This window comes from Paenibacillus sp. CECT 9249 (assembly GCF_918697855.1).
In the GTDB taxonomy this organism is placed as follows: domain Bacteria; phylum Bacillota; class Bacilli; order Paenibacillales; family Paenibacillaceae; genus MSJ-34.
Genome location: NZ_CAKKLI010000067.1, coordinates 1 through 20,898, shown reverse-complemented (window position 1 = coordinate 20,898; position 20,898 = coordinate 1). Strand labels below are relative to the sequence as shown.

General features: G+C 51.0%; 20 protein-coding genes and 1 rRNA gene. 14 read left to right on the top strand and 7 right to left on the bottom strand.

Features of this window, described 5'->3' with window-relative positions:
• Positions 1-148: 148 nt before the first annotated feature.
• From LQ229_RS25400 to rpiB (LQ229_RS25385), 4 genes are all read right to left on the bottom strand, one after another.
• The gene (locus LQ229_RS25400) at positions 149-982 is read right to left on the bottom strand and encodes a ribose ABC transporter permease (RefSeq protein WP_230193255.1); all 834 of its coding nucleotides are present in this window, start codon (positions 980-982) and stop codon (positions 149-151) included.
• A 154-nt stretch (positions 983-1,136) separates the two neighbouring features.
• Positions 1,137-2,648 carry a sugar ABC transporter ATP-binding protein gene (locus LQ229_RS25395; protein WP_356712050.1) on the bottom strand — a complete coding sequence of 504 codons (1,512 nt, stop codon included), beginning with the start codon at positions 2,646-2,648 and terminating at the stop codon, positions 1,137-1,139.
• Positions 2,649-2,673: 25 nt separating this feature from the next.
• Positions 2,674-3,615 (bottom strand): class II fructose-bisphosphatase, encoded by a 942-nt coding sequence (glpX, locus tag LQ229_RS25390; RefSeq protein ID WP_356712047.1) that lies wholly within the window; start codon positions 3,613-3,615, stop codon positions 2,674-2,676.
• 31 nt (positions 3,616-3,646) lie between these two features.
• Positions 3,647-4,147 carry a ribose 5-phosphate isomerase B gene (rpiB, locus tag LQ229_RS25385; RefSeq protein ID WP_216539936.1) on the bottom strand — a complete coding sequence of 167 codons (501 nt, stop codon included), beginning with the start codon at positions 4,145-4,147 and terminating at the stop codon, positions 3,647-3,649.
• Positions 4,148-4,638: 491 nt separating this feature from the next.
• Here rpiB (LQ229_RS25385) and LQ229_RS25380 point away from each other — a divergent pair, with 491 nt between their 5' ends.
• Positions 4,639-5,418 carry a DeoR/GlpR family DNA-binding transcription regulator gene (locus tag LQ229_RS25380; protein ID WP_356712043.1) on the top strand — a complete coding sequence of 260 codons (780 nt, stop codon included), beginning with the start codon at positions 4,639-4,641 and terminating at the stop codon, positions 5,416-5,418.
• 104 nt (positions 5,419-5,522) lie between these two features.
• Here LQ229_RS25380 and LQ229_RS25375 read toward each other — a convergent pair whose 3' ends face one another.
• Positions 5,523-6,299: a DeoR/GlpR family DNA-binding transcription regulator gene (locus LQ229_RS25375; protein WP_230193254.1), complete on the bottom strand. Its 777-nt coding sequence runs from the start codon at positions 6,297-6,299 to the stop codon at positions 5,523-5,525.
• A 391-nt stretch (positions 6,300-6,690) separates the two neighbouring features.
• Here LQ229_RS25375 and LQ229_RS25370 point away from each other — a divergent pair, with 391 nt between their 5' ends.
• From LQ229_RS25370 to LQ229_RS25320, 11 genes are all read left to right on the top strand, one after another.
• Positions 6,691-8,193, top strand: coding sequence for an extracellular solute-binding protein (locus LQ229_RS25370; protein ID WP_216539938.1), 1,503 nt, complete (start codon positions 6,691-6,693; stop codon positions 8,191-8,193).
• A gap of 74 nt (positions 8,194-8,267) precedes the next feature.
• Complete coding sequence (locus tag LQ229_RS25365) at positions 8,268-9,218, top strand: sugar ABC transporter permease (protein ID WP_216539939.1); 951 nt, start codon at positions 8,268-8,270, stop codon at positions 9,216-9,218.
• 4 nt (positions 9,219-9,222) lie between these two features.
• Positions 9,223-10,053 carry a carbohydrate ABC transporter permease gene (locus tag LQ229_RS25360; RefSeq protein ID WP_216539940.1) on the top strand — a complete coding sequence of 277 codons (831 nt, stop codon included), beginning with the start codon at positions 9,223-9,225 and terminating at the stop codon, positions 10,051-10,053.
• Positions 10,053-10,346 (top strand): hypothetical protein, encoded by a 294-nt coding sequence (locus LQ229_RS25355; protein WP_216539941.1) that lies wholly within the window; start codon positions 10,053-10,055, stop codon positions 10,344-10,346. Before LQ229_RS25360 ends, LQ229_RS25355 begins: the two co-directional genes overlap by 1 nt.
• 12 nt (positions 10,347-10,358) lie before the next feature.
• A complete protein-coding gene (locus LQ229_RS25350; protein ID WP_216539942.1) occupies positions 10,359-11,519 on the top strand; it encodes an ABC transporter ATP-binding protein in 1,161 nt (386 codons plus the stop codon).
• The gene (locus tag LQ229_RS25345) at positions 11,507-12,631 is read left to right on the top strand and encodes an ABC transporter ATP-binding protein (RefSeq protein ID WP_216539943.1); all 1,125 of its coding nucleotides are present in this window, start codon (positions 11,507-11,509) and stop codon (positions 12,629-12,631) included. The genes LQ229_RS25350 and LQ229_RS25345 overlap by 13 nt, the downstream gene beginning before the upstream one ends.
• Positions 12,632-14,182 (top strand): FGGY-family carbohydrate kinase, encoded by a 1,551-nt coding sequence (locus LQ229_RS25340; protein WP_216539944.1) that lies wholly within the window; start codon positions 12,632-12,634, stop codon positions 14,180-14,182. It begins immediately after the preceding gene.
• An 89-nt stretch (positions 14,183-14,271) separates the two neighbouring features.
• Complete coding sequence (rhaD, locus tag LQ229_RS25335) at positions 14,272-16,323, top strand: bifunctional rhamnulose-1-phosphate aldolase/short-chain dehydrogenase (protein ID WP_216539945.1); 2,052 nt, start codon at positions 14,272-14,274, stop codon at positions 16,321-16,323.
• A gap of 74 nt (positions 16,324-16,397) precedes the next feature.
• Positions 16,398-16,892, top strand: coding sequence for a ribose 5-phosphate isomerase B (rpiB, locus tag LQ229_RS25330; protein WP_216539946.1), 495 nt, complete (start codon positions 16,398-16,400; stop codon positions 16,890-16,892).
• Positions 16,855-17,856 (top strand): dihydroxyacetone kinase subunit DhaK, encoded by a 1,002-nt coding sequence (locus tag LQ229_RS25325; protein ID WP_230193253.1) that lies wholly within the window; start codon positions 16,855-16,857, stop codon positions 17,854-17,856. The genes rpiB (LQ229_RS25330) and LQ229_RS25325 overlap by 38 nt, the downstream gene beginning before the upstream one ends.
• Before the next feature lie 27 nt (positions 17,857-17,883).
• Positions 17,884-18,684, top strand: a complete 801-nt coding sequence (locus LQ229_RS25320) for a Cof-type HAD-IIB family hydrolase (RefSeq protein WP_216539948.1) — start codon at positions 17,884-17,886, stop codon at positions 18,682-18,684.
• A gap of 49 nt (positions 18,685-18,733) precedes the next feature.
• On the opposite strand, the gene LQ229_RS25315 is transcribed toward LQ229_RS25320, so the two are convergent.
• Positions 18,734-18,925 (bottom strand): hypothetical protein, encoded by a 192-nt coding sequence (locus tag LQ229_RS25315; RefSeq protein WP_216539949.1) that lies wholly within the window; start codon positions 18,923-18,925, stop codon positions 18,734-18,736.
• A gap of 103 nt (positions 18,926-19,028) precedes the next feature.
• Here LQ229_RS25315 and LQ229_RS25310 point away from each other — a divergent pair, with 103 nt between their 5' ends.
• Positions 19,029-19,373 (top strand): SMR family transporter, encoded by a 345-nt coding sequence (locus LQ229_RS25310; RefSeq protein ID WP_216539950.1) that lies wholly within the window; start codon positions 19,029-19,031, stop codon positions 19,371-19,373.
• Complete coding sequence (locus LQ229_RS25305; protein WP_216539951.1) at positions 19,373-19,687, top strand: multidrug efflux SMR transporter; 315 nt, start codon at positions 19,373-19,375, stop codon at positions 19,685-19,687. The genes LQ229_RS25310 and LQ229_RS25305 overlap by 1 nt, the downstream gene beginning before the upstream one ends.
• A 1,107-nt stretch (positions 19,688-20,794) precedes the next feature.
• On the opposite strand, the gene rrf is transcribed toward LQ229_RS25305, so the two are convergent.
• Positions 20,795-20,898: ribosomal RNA gene (gene rrf / locus LQ229_RS25300) — 5S ribosomal RNA — on the bottom strand; the annotation flags it as partial.

The window sequence follows — 20,898 nt, the reverse complement described above, 5'->3', positions numbered from 1 at the left end:
CGGTATTGATACACCAAAAAGCTTTCGACCTATGATCTGCCCATATTAATTACCCCAAAAACGGATACAGTTTGCAACTCTATTTTCATTTATGGCGATGGTCGTCAGGCCATGGGGGATTTGTTTGTAAATCTTTTTTATTTCCTAGCTATGCCCGGCTCGTTTTGTTGGATTTGCCGTCAAGCATAACTGCTACAGCGATAATCAAACCTTTGATGATCAATTGGTAATACGAGGAGACATTCAATAAATCCAAACCGTTATTGATGACTCCAATGAGCAGCACGCCTACGAGCGTCCCCCACAATCTTCCCTTTCCTCCGTTCAGGCTTGTTCCGCCGATAACTACTGCTGCAATAGCGTCCAATTCATAGGAGGTTCCAGCTTGCGGAAGCCCGGAGGTAACCCGGGATGTCAGCACAATCCCTGCCAATCCGGCCAGAAAACCGCTGACCGTATACACGAATAATTTGACCCTTTTGATGTTCACGCCGGATATAATTGCCGCTTCCTCATTACCGCCAACAGCATAGATATATCTGCCTATTTTGGTTCGATATAAAATGATTGTACTGATGATAAAGACAGCCAGGAGCAATATGACAGGAAAGGGTATGCCCAAAATATCTCCTCCCCCGATAAATTGGAATCCCTCCGATAAATTCGGTATCGGCCGCCCGTCGCTATATACGAATGTCAATCCTCTCGCAGCGCTCATCATTCCTAAAGTGACGATAAACGGCGCAACATTCCATTTGGCTATAACGAACCCATTGATTAAACCAAGTGCCGCTCCGGCCAATAATCCGAAGAAGACGCAAACCATTACCGGATAAGCTCCGCCTTGCGCTAAACTTGCCGCAATTACTCCGGAGAAGGCCAGGATCGAACCGACCGACAAGTCGATTCCCTTTGTCAAAATAACAAAGGTTACTCCAATGGCCAACAAACCGTTAATTGAAATTTGACGCAGCACGTTCATTATGTTATCGAAAGTTAGAAATACAGGACTTATCACGGACAAAATTAGAAAAATAAGAATTAATGCGACAAGTATGCCGTACTCCGACATGAACAACTTTATATTTGAAGCGCTTTGTCTCATTGCAGTTTTAGAGTTATTCGCCGCACCGATGTTATCTGATAACGCCATCGTCTTTCCCCCTCGTATCATGATGATGACCAGTGGCCAGTTCCATTATTTTTTCCTGCGTTGCATCTTCTCCGGACAATTCCCCGGCGATTCCTCCTTCGTGAAACACAAGAATGCGATCGCTCATGCCCAAAATTTCCGGAAGTTCGGAAGAAATCATAATAATTGCGTATCCTTCCGCAGCAAATTGGGACATCAGCTTATACAATTCCGATTTCGCACCAACATCGATTCCCCGAGTGGGCTCGTCCAAAATTAAAATTTGCGGGCTAGTCATTAACCATTTGGCAATAACGACTTTCTGCTGATTGCCGCCGCTTAACAATCCCACTGATTGATCCCGGCTTGACGCTTTTATTTTCAATGAATCCATATAACGATCTACGAAAGCCTTTTCATTTGAACCTTGAATAAATCCAAAAGAGTCCGTTGCACGCTTTAAAGAAGAAATGGTAATATTATGCCGGATTGAACCGAGCAAATTGAGTCCCTGAGCCTTGCGATCTTCCGTTAAAAAGGCGATGCCGTTCGCAATGGCATCCGACGGCTTGCGAATTTTGACGCGACTGCCTGCAACATAAATTTCTCCTTCATCAAGCTTTTGGAGTCCAAAGATCGCTTCCATCACTTCTGACCGCCCCGAACCCATTAATCCCGCTATCCCTACTATTTCACCCCGCCGAACCGTGAACGAAATATTGCGAAATTTACCCGACTTGGTTAAGTTTTTGACTGTCAATAACGGTTCTTTCATTTCAGTCCGCTTTTCAGGGAAAATATCCGTCAGTTCCCTGCCTACCATTTTGGCAATGAGTTCCTTGTTATTGGTTTCATCGGCCGGTTTGGTATCGACATATTGTCCGTCGCGAAATACGGTAATGTCGTCGGCAATTTGAAAGATTTCATTCATCTTGTGGGAAATATAGATGATGCCCTTTCCCTGCGATTTCAAACGTTTGATCACTTTAAACAGTTGATCCACTTCGCGATCCGTAATAGCTGAAGTCGGTTCGTCCATTATAATAATTTTCGAGTCAATCGAGATCGCTTTCGCAATTTCGATCATTTGCATTTCCGATACCGTCAAATGCTTCATTTTCAATTTAGGGTTCAAATGAACCCCTATATTCTCAAGAAGTTCTTTCGCCTTTCGATTCATGGAAGCATAATCAAGCATCAAACGTCCTTTTCGGGTAAATTCTCTTCCGAGAAATAGATTTTCCGCAATTGTCATTTCCGGAATGGGCATCAATTCCTGATGAATCATTGCGATGCCTTCCCTCAACGCATCCCTGGGGTTGGCAAACCGGACTTTTTTGCCGGAAAATACAACTTCCCCTTCGTCCGGATGTTCGATGCCTGCTAAAATCTTCATTAGAGTTGATTTTCCGGCCCCATTCTCGCCCATCAACGCATGAACCGATCCGCTGCGTACTCGAAACGAAACCCTATTAAGCGCTTTCACGCCAGGATAAAATTTAGATATATCGCGCATTTCAAGCAAGTATTCCATTACATTTTCACCTCTTTTCGCGATTTACATTATGAAGCGTTTCGATATAACGGACGGTCTTCGATTTCCCATTAATCAAGATGGAATGAGTCATAACGCGGCCACTCTCGTTGATATGATTTACGCCCTTTAAAAAATTTCCGTCGGTTATACCGGTTGCTGCGAAAAAACATTCTTCCGATTTTACTAGTTCGTTTATGGACAAAGCTTTTTCCGGATTTTCCAAGCCCATTAAAATACACCGCTTACGTTCTTCCTCATTTCCAGGCAGCAGACGTGCCTGCATGTCACCTCCCAGCGACTTGATCGCAACGGCGGAAATGACGCCCTCCGGTGCTCCGCCGACTCCTACGAACATGTCCACTCCCAAAGTTTCCATTGCAGGCGCTATAGCGCAAGTGACATCTCCGTCATGGAATAAGACGATTTTGGCGCCGAGACTTCGGATTTCTTCGATGATACCTTGATGCCTTTCCCTTTGTTGAACCATTACAGTCATATCGCTTAATTCTTTATTAACCGCTCTGGCAACATTTCGTAAGTTTACAATCAAAGGAGCTTGAATATCGATAGAACCTACCGCTTTAGGGCCAACCGCTATCTTTTCCATATACATATCCGGAGCGTGCAGAAGGCTCCCGCGCGGCGCTGCGGCAATCACTGTCGTAGAATTTTCTTGACCGTTCGCAATCAAATTCGTGCCTTCCAACGGATCGACCGCAATGTCTAGGTATATCCCGTCTCCCGTTCCCAATCGCTCCCCAATATACAACATGGGCGCTTCGTCCATTTCTCCTTCGCCGATAACAACAACGGCATTCATCGAGACAGCGTTCAATTGTTCACGCAGAGCTTTCGTCGCAGATGCATCGGCTTCTTCCTTTCTCCCTCTGCCAATCCACCGATACGACGCAAGCGCTGCAGATTCCACTGCGCTTACGAAACCCATCATGATATCATTCATTGCATTCTTTCAACTCCTAACTGCAAGAGCCCGAGTCTAACGATTCCACTTCTTTTTTATTTGCAAACGAATTCAAAAAATCCGCTTCCTGATCCATAATCTTTTGAATTTTTCTGCCCGAATTGCCGCCCTCGAATTCCGAATGGATCCAAGCTTCCACCACTTTTTTGGCCGTTTCCGGACCGATGACTTTCGCACCCATCGTCAACACTTGCGCGTTATTGCTCTTGCGCGCCCGTTCCGCCGAATACGTGTCGTGGCAGAGCGCCGCCCGAATGCCGGGAACCTTGCCGGCCGCGATCGCCACCCCGATCCCGGTGCCGCAAATTAAAATCCCTCTCGGCAGCTTCTCTTCCTGAATATCTTTGGCGACCTTAAACGCGACATCCGGGTAATCGACCGCATCGCAGGAATGGCAGCCGTAATCGACGACTTGATGCCCCATATCCACCAAGTATTGCTTTACCAATTCTTTTAACTCGAATCCGAAATGATCCGAACCTAGACCGATTTTCATACGTCTCCCCCGTTTCTTGTTGCAAATTGCTTCATTCGAAAAACGAAAATGGCTGATATCGTTTCATTTTCACATACTTTTAATATGCTTCATTTATTTTCGTTTGCTTTCGATGTAATTCATATTTTAATTCATTTCACGACATTGTCAATCATTTTTTTTCGTTTATCGAAACATTTTTTTCGAATTCAGTAAGATCAAAAGGTAGTATTAGCGTAAATAATTAGCGGAAGAAATTCAATAATTATTGCCAATATTTGCATCTAGTAAATTAAACCATTATTTCAAAATAACCGCTCCGGTTATTGACATTCCCATAACTAGACGGTATATTATAGGCGTTATTATTTTCGAATACTTTCATTTTTTTTCGTTTTCTCACTATAATTCTTTGTTTTGTGATTGTATACATTGTAATTCTCATCTAATTACTGTATTATGATTTCAATAACGATCTGTTCGGCGAGAGTTGGAAAATAACATTAAGGGTGATGGATTTGGCATCTATATTTGCTGCAGAGAGACAAAAGCAAATTTTGGACTTTCTAAATAAAAAGAAACGGGCCACCGTAAAAGAACTATCCGAAATTCTTAACGTGTCGGAAGCGACGCTGCGTTCGGACTTGCGGACGCTGGAAAAGGATGCGCTCGTCAAACGCACCCACGGAGGCGCCGTTCTTCAGGAAGCCGCGCGTTCCGAATACAGTTTTTCCGTACGGGAAAAGAAGAATCATAGCGAGAAGGTCGCCATTTGCCGCAAAGCTGCGGAATTGATCGAAAGCGGTCAATGCATTTTGTTGGATGGAAGCTCCACGGCGCTGGAATTGGCCCGCATATTGAAAAAGACGCCCATCCGCCTGACCGTCATTACGAACGGCATCTTTGCCGCAATGGAATTGAAAGACAACCCCGAATTAACAGTCATATTAATCGGCGGCGTCATTCGCGTCGGCCATAATTCGCTGGAGGGGACATTAGGAACAAGCATTTTGAACCAAATTAATGTAGACACGATGTTTACTTCGGCAAACGGGTTTACGATCGAAGAGGGATTAACGGATTTCAACGTATACGAGGTGGAATTGAAGAAGGAAATGGTCGCGGCTTCTTCCCGCGTCGTCGCTTTGCTGGATCATAGCAAAATCGGCAAAAACTCGATCGCCGCTTTTGCGGCTACGTCCGCCATTTCAACGATCATTACCGACAGTCAAACGCCTCAATCGATGATTGATCGCATTCGCCGGGAACAGGTGGAGACGATATTGGCGTAACGGCGGATTGCGAAACGTCGAACCTTCCCCTTATCTCCGGCCGGAGATGCGCAAAAAAAGACGGAACTGCAATTCGCTGCAAGTAATCCGCCTCCAAGCCCGTTCTATTCCGCGATGACCACATTGACCATGGACTTTATTTTCTGCAAAAATGCGGGATCCGCCCCGGCATCGGTAATGATCGTATCGATCTGGTCCGTTTCCGCGAACGTGGCCGTCGACTTCTTGCCGAGCTTCGTATGATCGAGAAGAGCGATCACTTTGCCGGCATTGGCGGCCATCAATTTTTTCAATTCCGCTTCATATACGTCGAAGACGGTTAGCCCTTCCGCTTCCGTGAACCCGTGAGCGGACGTGATGAAGACGTCGGCATGCACTTTCGACAACAGATCGGCGCCGAGCAGCCCTTCCAGGTTGCTCGAACCGGAGCGAAGCAAACCGCCGATCACGATCACGTTGATTTTCGGATTCCGGTTCAATTCTTGCGCGGTAATGAGGCCGTTCGTCACGACCGTCAACGAATCGAAGTGCATCAAATTTTTGACCAACTCCAACCCTGTCGTGCTCGCATCGAGTATAATGCATTGTCCGTTCTGGACGAAATCGACAGCGGCCTGGCCGATGGCCATCTTCTCCGCGCGATTGACGTTCGAGCGGGAGCTCATGGCCGATTCGGGCAGCCGCGCTTGCGGCAGCACGGCCCCTCCATGCGTGCGTTCGAGCATGCCCATATCTTCCAGCGCTTTCAAGTCGTTGCGCAGCGTCCCTTCCGATACGTTCAATTCCGCGGACAAATTTTTCACTAAGATTTGTTTTTGTTTATTTATAATTTGAATAATCTTTTTCCTGCGTTCCGGCGCCAACATAATAGCATCTCCCATAACAAATTCGCTTAATTACGATTATATCTTTTTCGTTTTAAAGATTCAAGGACAATAAACATCAACAAACAACAATTGTATTTTGTCGTATTAAGACATGGATTTTGGCCTCCTTAAGCCATTTTCATGTTTTTTTACGTCCATTCCGTAAAATATAGTGTTTTGACAACTAAAAATCAACAAATAAAAATAAAAACATCAATAAATAAAAAATATATTGCAATTAAACAACAATGAAAATATAATGAATAACAAATTAAACCCAATTATCGGCAAAATAATGAAAGGGGTGATGCAAGTTACTTGCAAGCAACGATTGTTGGGTTTTGTTATATCGCATCTTTGAAAGCGCTTTATCATTCTGAATGCAAAGTAAAGGGGATGTAAAGGTTTGAAGAGGTCAAAACATGTTTATCTGATGCTGTCTTTATTGTTACTATTCTCCGTCGTCATGGCCGCTTGTTCGAAAGAAAACGGGCAGCCTGCGGGAGGCGGGCAAGAAAAGCAAGGCGAAACGCAGCAAGCTTCGGAAACCGGGAACAAGCTGAAGGGGAAAAGCATCGAAATGTCGATTCTGGGTATCGGCGGCTGGCTGCCTAGCCAATTGTCCGTAGAAATGGCTCCTATTTTTTCGGAATATGCCAAGGAAAAGTACGGTTACGACGTCACATTTACGTTCTCGGAAGCTCCGTTCTCGTCCTTGTTCCAAAAAGCGGCGACTTCCATGGCGACCGGATCGCAAGAATTCAACATCATTATTAGCGACAGCCAATGGCTCGGCGCTTTCGCCAAACCGGGCTGGATCTCGAATATGAATGAAATTGTCGCGCAGCACGAAGACCTGCAGAAGATCGAATGGTTCGATCCGATCGTGGAAAAAGCGTACATGGCCTATCCCGACGGCTCCGATCAATTATGGGGCTTGCCGCAGGAAGGCGATGTGCTGGTGCTGTACGTGCGGAAAGATCTGCTGACCGATCCGAAAGAAATCGAAGCCTTCAAAGCCAAATACGGATTCGATCTGCCGCAAACGTTTGAAGATTTCGAAAATTTGACGTTCGACAAATACGAGAAAATGGCCGAATTTTTCACCAGGCCGGAACAAGATTTGTATGGAACCGCCAATCAATTCTCCAAAGAATACGATTATCTCACCGGCGGGCTGTATCCGTTCATCTGGTCGTCCGGCGGGGAAATTTGGGAGCCGCAAACGGGGAAAGTCGTCGACATTCTCAATACGGACAATAACGCCGCCGCCCTCAAACGAATGGTCGACATGATGAAATATATGCCTCCGGGAGCGACGAACTACGGCAATGCGCAAATTACCGAAGTGTTCTCGCAAGGCAAGCTGTTCTCCGCCTTGCAATGGGCTGCGGTCGGCGCGGCGATGATTCCGGATTCGTTGAAAGACAAAGTGATGATCGTTCCGATTCCCGGCTACGAAGTGGACGGCAAAATCAAGCGGGTCAGTTCGATCGGCGGACAACCTTGGGTCATTAACAAAAACAACGATGAAGAGCATATGCAAGTGGCGATCGATTTCTTGAAATGGTGGTATTTGCCGGAAACGCAGCTTGAATTCGCGAAGCGCGGCGGCAACCCGACGACAAAGGCCGCCTTGGAATCCCCGGGATTCGAGGATATCCAGCCATGGTTCCGCGCTTACAAATATTCGTTGACGGAAGAACGCTCCCGCGATTTCTGGCATGATCCGAAATATGCGGAATTGTTGTCCGTGCAACAAACGGCGTTCTCGTCTTACGCCACGGGCGTATCGAAAGATCCGAAGAAGGTGCTCGATTACGTCGCTTGCCAGCAGCAAAAAATATTGCTCGACGCGGGAACTTCGACCATTGAACCTCCAAGCTATTGCCAAAATGTAAGCCTATAAGCCTGATTAGGCGCTTCAACGACGGAAGGGGAAAGCCTTCTTTCCCCTTTCCGATCTTACGGGAGGTATCGACAGTGCGAGGAAGAGAGATAAGCATGAAGGAAGAAATCGTACCGCCGTCCGAGCGCAAACGGAAATTTCGGGTATTCGCGAATCCGCGGGTCTTCCCCTATTCGCTTTTGGTCCCGGTATTGATCTTCTTTGTCATATGGAACGTGCTGCCCCTGCTATGGATGGTGGGGCTCAGCTTCTATAAATACGATATCGTCAGCGGCGATCCGGTGAAGTTCGCGGGGATGGCGAACTTTATCGGCATATTCAACAACAACGAACTGTGGCAATCATTGAGCAAGACGTTTCTATTCGTCGTCCTGGGCGTAGGAATTCAAACTTTACTGGGATTGGCGTTAGGTTATTTATTCTGGGGCAGCGCGAAGCTCCCCGGACGGAAATTGGCGCTGACGCTGCTGTTCTCGCCGATGATTTTGACGCCGGTGGCGGCGGGGACGTTTTTCAAGCTCATCTACGATCCCGTCTTCGGCGTGGCGAACTATTATATTCAGCAGTTATTCGGCGTTAAAATCGATTTTCTTGGAGATGCCAAATGGGCGTATCCGGCCGTATTGACGGTAGACATTTGGATGTGGACGCCGTTCATGATTCTCATGACGCTCGCGGCGCTCGGCTCGGTGCCGAAGGCGGAACTGGAAGCGGCGGAAATCGATCGCCTTCCTTGGATGAAGCGCGTTTGGTACATTATGCTGCCGCACGGGAAGTTTATATTGATGCTCGGCATTTTGCTGCGCACGATCGATTCGTTCAAAACGATGGATCTCGTCTATACGATGACATCGGGCGGTCCGGGGAATGCGACCGATCTGATCGCGATCTCCTTGTTCCGCAGAGCGTTCGAAGCTTTCTCGATGGGGAACGCCTCCGCGCTTGCGCTCATCACGCTGCTGGTCGCGATCGCATTCACGTCGATCTATTTGTACATCTTGAAATCGAAAGAAAGGAGGGCGTAACCCGATGTCCCGAAACATACGGCAATGGCTTTATTATGCGGTGCTATGGCTGATCTCGATCGTCTTTTTCCTGCCGGTGCTGTGGATTTTCCTTTCCGCGTTCAAAACGAAGGACCAGTTGCTATCGATTCCGCCCAAATGGATCTTTTCGCCTACGTTCGCCAATATCGCCAAGATGGTGACGGAAGCGAATTTCTTGAAATATATGCTGAACAGCGTCGTCATTTCGTTGACGGCCGTGTTGATCGCCTTAATCGTCTCGTTTCTGGCTTCATACAGCTTCTCCCGGTTTCAACCGAAAGGAACCGATTTCTTGATGTTCTTGCTGCTCTCAATGCGGATGGTTCCGGCGGCCGCCGTCGTCGTCCCGGTCTATTTGATGTATTCGGCTTTAGGCTGGAAGGATTCTTATTACGGCATCATTCTGTTCTACAGCATGTTCAGCATCCCGTTCTCCGTATGGATCTTGAAAGGATTTATCGACGGCGTGTCGGTTCGCTACGACGAAACGGCGCTCGTGAACGGAGGATCGCGCCTGCATGTCATCTTTAAAGTGGTGCTGCCGCAGGTGAAGCCGGGACTCGTCGCCGCGTTTATTTTCAACATTATTTTCGTTTGGAACGAATTTCTGTTCAATTTCATTATCGGGGGCAAAAAGGTGACGACAATTCCGGTCGCTCTCGCTACCGGTTTATATAAAACGGACGGCATCGATTGGACCTTTCTCGGTTCCTTGTCGCTGATCTATATGATCCCGCTCATTCTGGTCATCTATTTCTTCCAAAAATATTTGCTCGTCGGCATGACGTTCGGCACCGTGAGGGGTGAAGTGTGATGGAAACGCAATCCCGCCCCCGCCGTCCTTTCGCATCCGTCGTGCAAATGTTGTTGATCGCGCTATTGATCGTCAGCTTTGTGTGCATCGCCCAACAATGGAGCGCGGCGATCTACCGCTTCGGATTTATATTGTTGATCGTGACGACGTTCGTGCAAATCGCCTTCGGCAATATCGCCGGGACCGCCAATGTCAAACAGTCGATGAAAATGGTCGGCATTACGTTTGCGGTCATCGCTGCGATCTTTGCCGTCGGGATTCTGATCGCGCCATATTTGGTCAACATGAGATAGGAGTGGTTGAGAATGACAATTGCAGTACAATTCAAAAACATATCCAAAACCTATAACAAGTCGATCGTGCTCCGCAACGTGGATTTTGCGGTTGAAATGGGCGATTTTGCCGTCGTTTACGGGCTGCCCGCTTCCGGCAAATCGGTGCTGATGCGGCTGCTGATGGGATTGGAGAAGCCGACGCAAGGCGAGATATGGCTCCGCGGCCGGGACATGTCCCATATCGGGCCGGGAGAGCGCAATATCGGCTACGTTCCGCAATCGTTCGCGCTCTACCCCCATTTAAGCGTCTACGACAATATTGCCTACCCGTTGAAAATGACGAAAGCGCCGGCGCAGGAAACGGATGCGAGCGTGAAGGAAATTGCCAGACTGCTTAAGATCGAGCGGCTGCTGGACAAGAAGCCGGACCAGATTAGCGGCGGTCAGAAGCAGCGGGTCGCCATCGCGCGCGGCCTCGTGAAACGAACGGATATTTATGTGCTGGACGATCCGCTCGCGGGACTGGATTTCAAATTGCGCGAGCAGCTTATCGACGATTTGAAGCAGTTGCAGCGAGAGTTCGGCATGACGTTTCTGTATACGACCTCCGACCCGATCGAGTCGTTGTCGCTAGCCAAGCATATCGCCATACTGGACGGCGGCTCGATCGTGGAATTCGGCGAACCGGAAACGTTGTATGCCGAACCGCGCCACTTGCGGACGATGGAATTGCTCGGTTTTCCGAACGCCAATGCGCTGTCCGCTTCCTGCTACGCACAAGCCGGGGAAACGTGGTGCGACGCCGGGCTATTCCAATTCCCGCTCCGCTTCGATCACAAAGCCGATGCCGGCGCAATCGGGGAGTCGGTAACCGTCTGCTTCCGGCCCGAGCATCTGCACATTCTGGACAACCGTACAGGCGAAGACGCAATCACGATTCCATGCTCGTTAGCTCTGCGCGAAGATTTGGGCGGTGAGGAAATCGTCTATTTGGAAACGAACGGGCAAGGCGGCGCGAACGGCATAGACAGCGAGGGCGGCATTCTGCTGACGACGGTCGTCAGGCATGAAGGCTACGAGATGGTGGCCGATGTGAAGCAAGCCAGCCTGGACCCGGCTCAACTATTCGTATTTAGCAGCCGCACCGGCAAGCGAATCGGCAAAGGAGGGGCGCTCGCGTGTCAACCATAAAAATTGTTAATTTGCGCAAGGAATTTAAAGGCAATGTCGCCATCGAACAGTTGAACTTCGAATTCGCTTCGTCCCAGGTCACTTGTTTGCTCGGGCCGTCGGGATGCGGCAAAACGACGTTGCTGCGCATGATCGCCGGCTTGGAGACGCCGACTTCGGGCGACATCTATTTCGGCGACGAGCGGGTCACTGATCTGTCTCCGCGCCGCCGGAATATCGGCATGGTGTTTCAATATCCGGTCGTCTACCGGGGCATAAGCGTCTACCGCAATATCGAGCTGCCGCTGCTGAGCGAGAAGCTGCCGGCCGCGGAGCGCAAGCGGCGCATTTCCAATGTGATCGAAATGCTCGGATTGCAGGACAGCGCGCATAAGGATATTACGCAGCTTGACAATGCCGCGCGGCAGAAGGTGGCGGTAGCCCGGGCCGTGGCGCGGCAGCCGAAGATTATCCTGTTCGACGAGCCGATCACCAATGTCGACACCAGTTCCAAGCTGGTGTTGAAACGGGCGTTGAAAGAACTGACGCAGCAGTTGAAACAAACGATTGTGTATGTGACGCACGATCAGACGGAAGCGATGACGCTCGCCGACCGGATCGTCCTGATGAAAGACGGCGATATCGTGCAATGCGATGCGCCCCGAAGCCTGTATTTGCAGCCGGAAGATACGTTCGGCGGCTGGTTTCTCGGCAATCCGGGCATGGACTTCTTCGCCGCGCAATGCGATGCGCGGATCGATACGGGCCATGTGCGTCTCCGGTCGCCGTTCCTGGCGGAACCGATATTGCTGGAAGGCCCGGCTCATGCCGGCGAGCTCACCGTCGGAATCCGCCCCGAGCATGTCAAAGTGTCGCATACGCCTTCTCCGCGCGCCGTCGCCGCACGGCTCGTCGATAAATCGATCACGGTCGGCGGGCAATATTTGCTCACGGTAGAGGTTCAAGGCGAACGCTTAAAAGCAAAGGTGGAGCATCAAACGGGAAAATCGGCGGACGAGACGGTGTGGATCGAACTTCCGATCGAACGGCTGATGGTGTTCGACGCGGCAGGCGAGCGCATCCATCACCCGCTCGCGGCAATCGCAAACGGATCGGAAAGGAGAGTGGACTGAATGGCAGCAGGTTATTTGGTAGGTTGCGATATCGGGACGGGCGGAACGAAATCGGTCGTCATCGATTTGAACGGACGCGTGCTCGGAACCCATTACGTGGAATATCCGTTGCTGACGCCCCGTCCCGGATGGGCGGAGCATCATCCCGACACGTATTGGCATGCCGTGGCCGACACGATCAAGAAGGCGTTGGAGCGGTCGAAGGTCGCGCCGGCGGATGTGCTTGGCGTCGGATTAAGCGCGATGTCGCCGGCTTGCATCCTCGTTGATAAGGATCTGAATCCGCTGCAGCGATCGCATATTTGGATGGATAGGCGCGGCACGGAAGAAAGCAAGCAAATCGCCGCCGCGCTCGGGGAACAGGCGGTGTTCGAGCGGTCGGGCAATCCGATCGATCCGTATTACGCCGCCGTCAAAATGCTTTGGGAGAAAAACAACCGTCCCGAATTGTACGATAAAACATACAAATTGTTGACAGCGAAAGATTACCCGTTAATGAAGCTGACGGGGAAATGCTTGACGGATTATAGCAACGCCAGTTTGATCGGAATCGCGTTCGACATCGTCCGCAAGCGTTGGGACGAAGCGATGCTGAAAGAAATCGGGCTCGATGCCGCCAAATTTCCGGACGTTCATCCTTGCGACGAAGTCGTCGGATACGTGACGAAGGAAGCGGCTCAAGCGACGGGACTGCTGGAAGGGACGCCTGTCGTGGCCGGAACGGTCGATTGCAACGCCGCTTGGGTATCGACCGGCATATTGAACGATGGAGAGAACAGCATTACGCTTGGAACGGCTGGCGTATGGGGCGTCGTGCACGAAGCGCCGACGTTCGCCAAGGGAATGATTACGATCGTTCATGCGGCCGATTCCACAACAAAGTATTCCACGGTCGGGGCATTGGTATGCGCCGGAGCGCTCATTCGCTATTACCGGGATACGTTCGGGCAAGTCGAAACGGACGCGGCCGGAAAATTGCAGATTAGCCCTTACGACATGATGAATTTGGAGGCGGAGAAAGTGCCGCCCGGTTCGGACGGCCTCATCGTGCTCCCCTATTTCATGGGCGAGCGCACGCCGATGTGGGATCCGCTGGCGCGCGGCGTGATGTTCGGCGCTTCGCTGTATCACGGACGCGGCCATTATATCCGCGCCTTTATGGAAGGCGTATCCTACGGCATTAAGCAAAATATCGAAATCGCCAAACAGGCCGGATTGCGCATCGACCCGCTCGTTACGATGGTAGAAGGCGGCGCGAACAGCAGGCTGTGGCGCGGCATCATGGCCGACGTGCTCGGCGTGAAGACGAAGCATGTCAAGGATTCGCTCGGCGCCCCTGTGGGGGATGCGATTGTCGCCGGCGTGGGCGTAGGCGCCTTCCGCGATTATGGCATCGTCCTCGATTGGCTTGGCTCGAATCAAACCGAACAGCATGCGCCGAACGAAGCAAATCGTATGTTGTATGAGAAGCTGTATCGTTTATACGAATCGTTGTATCCGAAATTGCGGGACGACTTTGTTCAGCTTTCGGAAATTACCGGATACCGGTAAGTTCGTTCTGCAAGTTGCCATTCTATTCAATAGATTTCATTAGATAAAAAATAAAGAATTGCCCAGCTTACTATTTGGAGGAGAGAACAATGAAAAATTTATGGGTACGGGAAACGGCGAAATCTTTGGACGACTTTAGTTTGCTCGTCTACGCCTCGAATTTGCTCGGAGCCGACACCGCTTTAGTGCAAGGCGGCGGCGGCAATACTTCCTTGAAGCGGACGGAACGCGATTTCATGGATAGGGAAATCGAAGTGCTTCGGGTGAAAGCGAGCGGTTACCAGCTGTCTACGATCGGCCATGAAGGATTTGCGGGCGTCAAACTGGACGACGTGCTGCCTTTGTTAGAGCGGGACAATATGACGGACGACGAAATGGTTCGCTATATTTCCCATGCGTTGACGGCGCAAGATTCGCCCCGTCCGTCGATCGAAACGCTGCTGCACGGATTCATTCCTTATCGATGGGTGCTGCATTCCCATGCCGACGCCATTTTGAGCCTGGCGAACAATGCGAATGCGGAAGAACTGATTTCGGAGATTTTAGGCGAGGATATTTTGATCGTTCCATATCACCGTCCCGGATTCCTCGTCGCGAAGCAAGTGGGATTGGCCGTACGCGGCAACAGGGATGCCGGCGGGCTTGTCCTTCTGCACCACGGCTTGGTGACATGGTCGGATGACTGCGAAGAAGCGTACGAGCGCCACATCGAATTGGTGGATCGCGCAGAGACGGCGATGCGCAAAGCGCTCGCGGCCAAGATCGTTTTTCCGGCTCGGCCGGATTTGCCCGCGCTCGACCGGGAAGAGAGAGGGCGAATTGCGGGCGATGTGGCCCCGGCGCTGCGCGGAGCGTTAAGTTCGCCATTGCCGATGATTCTGACCTTCGACGATTCGGACGAAGCGCTGGAATTCGTCAATGCGGAGAATGTGCATGTGCTGTCGCAAACCGGCCCGGCTACGCCCGAACATGTGCTCAGTACGAAGCCGCGCCCGCTCGTTGTGCAAACGGACGACCCGACGAATACGGAGGCGCTGAAGAATGCGCTGCGGCAAGGGGTGGAGACGTTCCAGCGCGACTACTTGGCGTATTGCGGGAAGTACAATACGGCTGGCCATACGCCGCATAATCCGGTGCCGCGCCTCGTGCTCGTGCCGGGAATCGGCCTGTGGGGCGTCGGAACGGACGTATCCGATTCGCGCGCGCCGATGGAGATTTACAAACATACGGTGCAAATCATGAAAGGCGCCGAAGCGATCGGTTCGTTCCGAACGATGCCCGAAGCGGAAGTGTACAGCGCCGAGTATTGGCCGATGGAGCTTTACAAGCTGAGCATGCGTCCGAAGCCGAAGGAGCTGAACGGCAAGGTGGCGTTCGTCACAGGCGCGGCGCGCGGCATCGGCCTGGCGGCGGCGCAAATTTTACTGCGCGAGGGCGCGTGCGTGATGCTCACCGATTTGGACCAGGCCGGACTCGACGAAGCCGCCGGTCATCTGGCGCCATACGCCGGGCGGTTCGCCACGGCTGTCGTCGACGTGACCGACGAGCGCTCGGTGAAGGAAGGCGTCGCGCGGTGCAGCCTCGTCTTTGGAGGCATCGACATTCTCGTATCGAATGCCGGCATTGCCCCGGTCGGCGATATTCTCAACCTGCCGCTGCGCACATGGGAGAAGAGCTTTGCCGTCAACGCGACCGGCCACTTCCTCGTCTCGCGCGAAGTGATCCGGGTAATGCAGGATCAAGGCAGAGGAGGCAGCCTCGTATACATTAACACGAAGAACGCGCTCGCCCCGGGCAAAGATTTCGGCGCCTACAGCTGCGCCAAAGCGGCGGAAGCGCAATTATGCAGAATTATCGCGCTTGAGCACGGCAAAGACAAAATTCGCGCCAATATGATCAACCCCGACGGCGTGTTGACGGATCTATGGTCGCCGGATATGAGAGCGAACCGCGCGAAAGCGTACGGGGTAGAAATCGATCAATTCGAAGATTTTCTGAAGGATAGAACGCTTCTGAAAGAAACGGTACGCGTCGAAGACGTCGCCGAAGCGGTGCTGTATTTGGCAAGCGACCGCTCCCGCGTAACGACGGGCTGCATCATCTCCGTCGACGGCGGAGCGCGGGAAGCTTTCCCAAGGTAAACGTTCTCGAAACTTTTTTGGACGCCTATAAACGGGTTTAAAGCAATGATTTTTCACAGGGCAGGAGGGATTCCATGAAAATTGCGATTGGCAGCGATCATCACGGCTTTGCTATGAAAGAATCGATAAAAACGTTTTTGCTGGAAATCGGAGTGGAAACCGAAGATTACGGTTGCTATCATTGCAGCGACACCGATTACCCCGATGTGGCGTTTGCGGTGGCGAACGATATTCGCGCGGGGAAATACGAACGCGGCATTCTTATCTGCGGCACGGGCATCGGCGTGGCGATTGCCGCAGGCAAAGTGCCCGGCATCCGCGCGGCATTATGCCACGATACGTATTCGGCGGAACGGGCGCGCAAGAGCAACAATGCGCAAGTGTTGACGATGGGAGCCAAAGTGATCGGTCCGGAAACGGCGAAAAAAGTGGTGGAAGCCTGGGTACGTTCGGAATTCGAAGGCGGCAATTCAGCGCGTAAAATCAACAAAATTATCGAGCAGGAACTCATTTTTTTGGGAGGGGTTCACGATGAAGAAGCTGGTCAATCTTCCGGATGCGGTAGTTGACGAGATGGTGGAAGGTTATGCGGCTGCGTTTCCGCAATATGTGACCATCTCGCCGGACAATCACCGCGCGCTCGTTCGCGCGGTTGCGCCCCCTCCCGGCAAAGTGGGAATCGTAGTCGGCGGCGGGTCGGGCCATGAACCGGCATTCATGGGCGTCATCGGCAAAGGGATGGCCGACGGCGTGCCGGTAGGCAACATCTTCGCTTCCCCTCCCCCGCTTCCGATTGTGACGGTAACCAAAGCGGTCGATGCCGGGGCGGGAGTTCTCTATATGTACGGCAATTATGCCGGAGATTGCATGAATTTCGATATGGCCGCCGAACTGGCCGACATGGAAGGAATTCGCGTGGAAACGGTGCGCGTGACCGACGACGTTTGCTCCGCGCCTGCGGCGGAGCGCGACAGACGGCGCGGGATTGCGGGAGGTTTCCTAGCGTTCAAAGCCGCAGGAGCGGCGGCCGATCTAGGTTATTCGTTGGATGAAGTAATCCGCATCGCATCGAAAGCCAACGATCATATCCGTACGATGGGAGTCGCGTTATCCCCTTGCTACAATCCGCAAACCGGACGGCCAAGCTTCATGCTGGGCGACGATGAAATGGAGATCGGCTTGGGAATTCACGGCGAACCCGGCGTAGAGCGAGGAACGGTACAACCGGCGGACGAAACGGCCGATGCCTTGTTCGATACGATTGTCGCCGATATGCCGCTTGCGGGTAGGGATCGCGTGGCTGTACTGGTAAACGGATTAGGTTCGACAACAAGGATGGAACTGCTCATTATGTTCCGCCGCATCGAACGGCGATTGCGGCAAATCGGCGTAACCATTCACCGGTCCTATGTCGGCGAATTTGTCACTTCGCTGGAGATGGGTGGCTGCTCCGTTACATTAATGAAATTGGACGACGAGCTCGCGCAAATGATCGATCATCCCGCTGATACGCCCATGTTCGTGCAGGTCTAAATAGGATGACAGGGGGAGGAAACTGCGATGTACAGAATGATAGCCATCGATATCGACGATACCCTATTAAACGACGATATGATCATTACCGATGAAACGAAGCAAGCGATACGCGATGCAATCGACAACGGCATTGTCGTCACATTGGCAACGGGCAGAATGTATCCGTCCGCAGTCCAAATTGCGAGGCAACTGGACTTAAACGTTCCGTTAATTACGTATCAAGGCGCCAAGATCAAAAACCTGCTGGACCAAAAAACGGTCTACGAACGTTTCGTACCTCAGCCTATCGTACAGGCGGTATTCGACTATGCCCGTCGGCAGGGCCTTCATTTGCAGGTATACCATGACGATATCTTATATTCGAGAGAGGATCATGAATTCGTACGAACCTATTCCGATACGCTGCTTGTTCCCTATACAGTCGCTCCGAACTTCGACGGACTTGCCGATAAGCCGCTTAACAAGCTGCTGATTGCCGATCGTCCCGACAAGGTGGATTGCATATGCGAAGAATTGATGTCGATGTTCGGACAAGCTGCGTATATCACCAAATCGAAGCCCGAATACGTTGAAGTTCTTCATGTGGAGGCGACGAAAGGACATGCGTTGGAATATTTGGCCTCACATTACGAAATCCCAATGGCGCAGGTGATTGCAATCGGAGACAGTTGGAACGATCATGAAATGATCGAAAGGGCCGGATTAGGCGTTGCCATGGGAAACGCCATTCCCTCGCTGCAACGATTGGCCGACTACGTTACGCTCACTAACAATTTGAACGGAGTCGCCCATGTCATCCGGAAATTTATGTTGGATGCCCGATAATGAAATGAAACAAGATGACTTCTGTATGCCGGAAGTCATCTTTATTTTGTTACATTCCGCTCGCTTTCACCGTTTCCACGCCCCCTATAGCCAATGAGCCGCTTGGGTAAGGCTTATCCTGCACCGCTTTTACCGCTTCTTCCGTCAAATTCAAGATTGCGATTGCATATTCGCGAAATGCGCTTCCTTTTTCCGACAGCGTGACACCTTTCGAATGCCGGTAAAATAACGGAACCCCCAATCCGGCCTCCAGTCTCCTAATTCTAGTCGTTTTAAGATCCGACAATTCCACAACTCTCACCCGGTTTCGTGTATCATAGAGAGAATAGGAGTGAAGATCAGGTATGAAAAAAGAATGGTGGCTGTTATTCTTGGCCGGAGCCTTGGAGGTTGTATGGGTGTCCGGATTGAAACATTCAACCGAATGGTGGCATTGGATCGGTACGGTCGCAGCGATCTTATTCAGCTTTGCCATGTTTATTATCGTAGCACCCAAACTGCCTCTTGGAACGGTATATGTCATCTTTACGGGGCTCGGCACGGCGGGCACGGTCATTGCTGAAATCCTTATTTTCGGCGAGCCGGTAAATCCAATGAAATTGATGCTTATCGCTTTGATGGCTGTGGCGGTTCTAGGGCTCAAGCTCGTCACAAAGGATGCGGAAGAAAACGAAAGGAATGAAGCTTAATGGCATGGGTTGCTCTCTTATTCGCCGGCCTTAGCGAAATCTTAGGCGTTCTTGCCTTGAAGAGCGTTACAAAGTACCGGAACTTGCTGTCTTATATCTTCTTTATTTTTGCGTATGCCAGCAGCTTTTCGTTATTGACGTTTGCCATGACGGAAATTTCCATGGGTACCGCTTATGCGATCTGGACCGGCATCGGCGGCGTAGGCAGCGCTTTGCTTGGGATGTTTGCCTTTGGCGAAGCGAAAGATTGGCGGCGGCTCATTTTTATTTTCCTAATTCTCGCATCGGCCGTTGGGCTTAAATTAATTTCGTAATTTTAAATTGACCCCCGGACTTTTAGGCTCCGGAGGGGATTTTTATGTACTTGTAGCACCCCCCGATTAAAGTGACTTCCCGTCACTTCTCTTTCCCGGTTCCTCGGTGCCTCCCTCTTTCCGCCTTTTGCCGAAATCCCATTCGCTCAGGTAAGGCATCTGTGTCTGCCGCGTGGCCGACGGACGAGCACTTCGAACAATCAGATTGCGGCTCTCGCTCCGGCTCCAACTGCGGGTGCGGCAAGAGTAACTACAAATATCCAGTTATTATCGCTGAATCAGGCCAATTTCGCTTTAGCAACTGCAAAAATCCAGTTGCTCAAAGCGCAAACCACCCTTTGTCCCGATTGTCGGCCATTTTAACTGGATTATTGCAGTTGCTCGACCTAATTATCGCGTTTTTGCTGAAATTAACTGGATTTTCGCAGTTGCTATGGCGTACATCACGGGGGGTTCTAAGCGGCAAGGTAGTCAGGGAAAAGTAGTTCGTGGTGAGATCGTTCGGGCATGAGATTCCGGGTGGAGTATCAGGGTAGAGTGTCAGGTTGAGTTACGGTTACTGTATCTTACCCGCCGACTTTTTACAGTGTCTCCGACGCTGGTATTCCCCTGTTATCCGCCTTCTGTCGAAGTCCCTTTCACTCAGAATTGGAATATGGCGGCCTGCTGCAGTGACTCCATTCCCTTTTACCCCTTATTGTGCCTTTTCTCGAAATCCCATTCACTCAGGGAACATTGTGGGTGCCGCAGTGACTCCTTCCCCGTTTCTCCTTTTTGCGCCCTTTGTCGAAATCCCGTTCGCTCAGTATAAATGAAATGCGGTCTGCGGCAGTTCCTTCCCCGTTCCTTTTTTACACCTTTTGTCGAAATCCCCTTCACTCAGGGCTAAGGGAAATTATTCTGTAATAGAGAAATAGCCCAATATTCAATTCTGTAGCAGGGACACGAGCCCAGACCGGGGAGCCTGTTGCGACTTTCTGAACCAAGGGGATTTCGACAGAAGGGCAAGGAATGCAATAAGTTAACGGAAAGGGGTAGAGATGGCAACGTTACTTTTTCCGCATAAAAAATACCGCCATCGAGTTGACTCGATAACGGTATTTGATCGCTTGGCAACGTCCTACTCTCCCAGGACCCTTCGGTCCAAGTACCATCGGCGCTGGAGGGCTTAACGGTCGTGTTCGGGATGGGTACGCGTGGAACCCCTCCGC

Bases quoted from the DNA above. Each gene is read 5' to 3' on its own strand.
- LQ229_RS25350 (WP_216539942.1), top strand. From the start codon at position 10,359: ATGACAATTGCAGTACAATTCAAAAACATATCCAAAACCTATAACAAG.
- LQ229_RS25375 (WP_230193254.1), bottom strand. From the start codon at position 6,299: ATGGGAGATGCTATTATGTTGGCGCCGGAACGCAGGAAAAAGATTATT.
- rhaD (WP_216539945.1), top strand. From the start codon at position 14,272: ATGAAAAATTTATGGGTACGGGAAACGGCGAAATCTTTGGACGACTTT.
- LQ229_RS25325 (WP_230193253.1), top strand. From the start codon at position 16,855: ATGAAGAAGCTGGTCAATCTTCCGGATGCGGTAGTTGACGAGATGGTG.
- LQ229_RS25400 (WP_230193255.1), bottom strand. From the start codon at position 982: ATGAACGTGCTGCGTCAAATTTCAATTAACGGTTTGTTGGCCATTGGA.
- glpX (WP_356712047.1), bottom strand. From the start codon at position 3,615: ATGGGTTTCGTAAGCGCAGTGGAATCTGCAGCGCTTGCGTCGTATCGG.
- rpiB (WP_216539946.1), top strand. From the start codon at position 16,398: ATGAAAATTGCGATTGGCAGCGATCATCACGGCTTTGCTATGAAAGAA.
- rpiB (WP_216539936.1), bottom strand. From the start codon at position 4,147: ATGAAAATCGGTCTAGGTTCGGATCATTTCGGATTCGAGTTAAAAGAA.
- LQ229_RS25310 (WP_216539950.1), top strand. From the start codon at position 19,029: ATGAAAAAAGAATGGTGGCTGTTATTCTTGGCCGGAGCCTTGGAGGTT.
- LQ229_RS25340 (WP_216539944.1), top strand. From the start codon at position 12,632: ATGGCAGCAGGTTATTTGGTAGGTTGCGATATCGGGACGGGCGGAACG.
- LQ229_RS25360 (WP_216539940.1), top strand. From the start codon at position 9,223: ATGTCCCGAAACATACGGCAATGGCTTTATTATGCGGTGCTATGGCTG.
- LQ229_RS25320 (WP_216539948.1), top strand. From the start codon at position 17,884: ATGTACAGAATGATAGCCATCGATATCGACGATACCCTATTAAACGAC.
- LQ229_RS25305 (WP_216539951.1), top strand. From the start codon at position 19,373: ATGGCATGGGTTGCTCTCTTATTCGCCGGCCTTAGCGAAATCTTAGGC.
- LQ229_RS25380 (WP_356712043.1), top strand. From the start codon at position 4,639: ATGGATTTGGCATCTATATTTGCTGCAGAGAGACAAAAGCAAATTTTG.
- LQ229_RS25395 (WP_356712050.1), bottom strand. From the start codon at position 2,648: ATGCGCGATATATCTAAATTTTATCCTGGCGTGAAAGCGCTTAATAGG.
- LQ229_RS25355 (WP_216539941.1), top strand. From the start codon at position 10,053: ATGGAAACGCAATCCCGCCCCCGCCGTCCTTTCGCATCCGTCGTGCAA.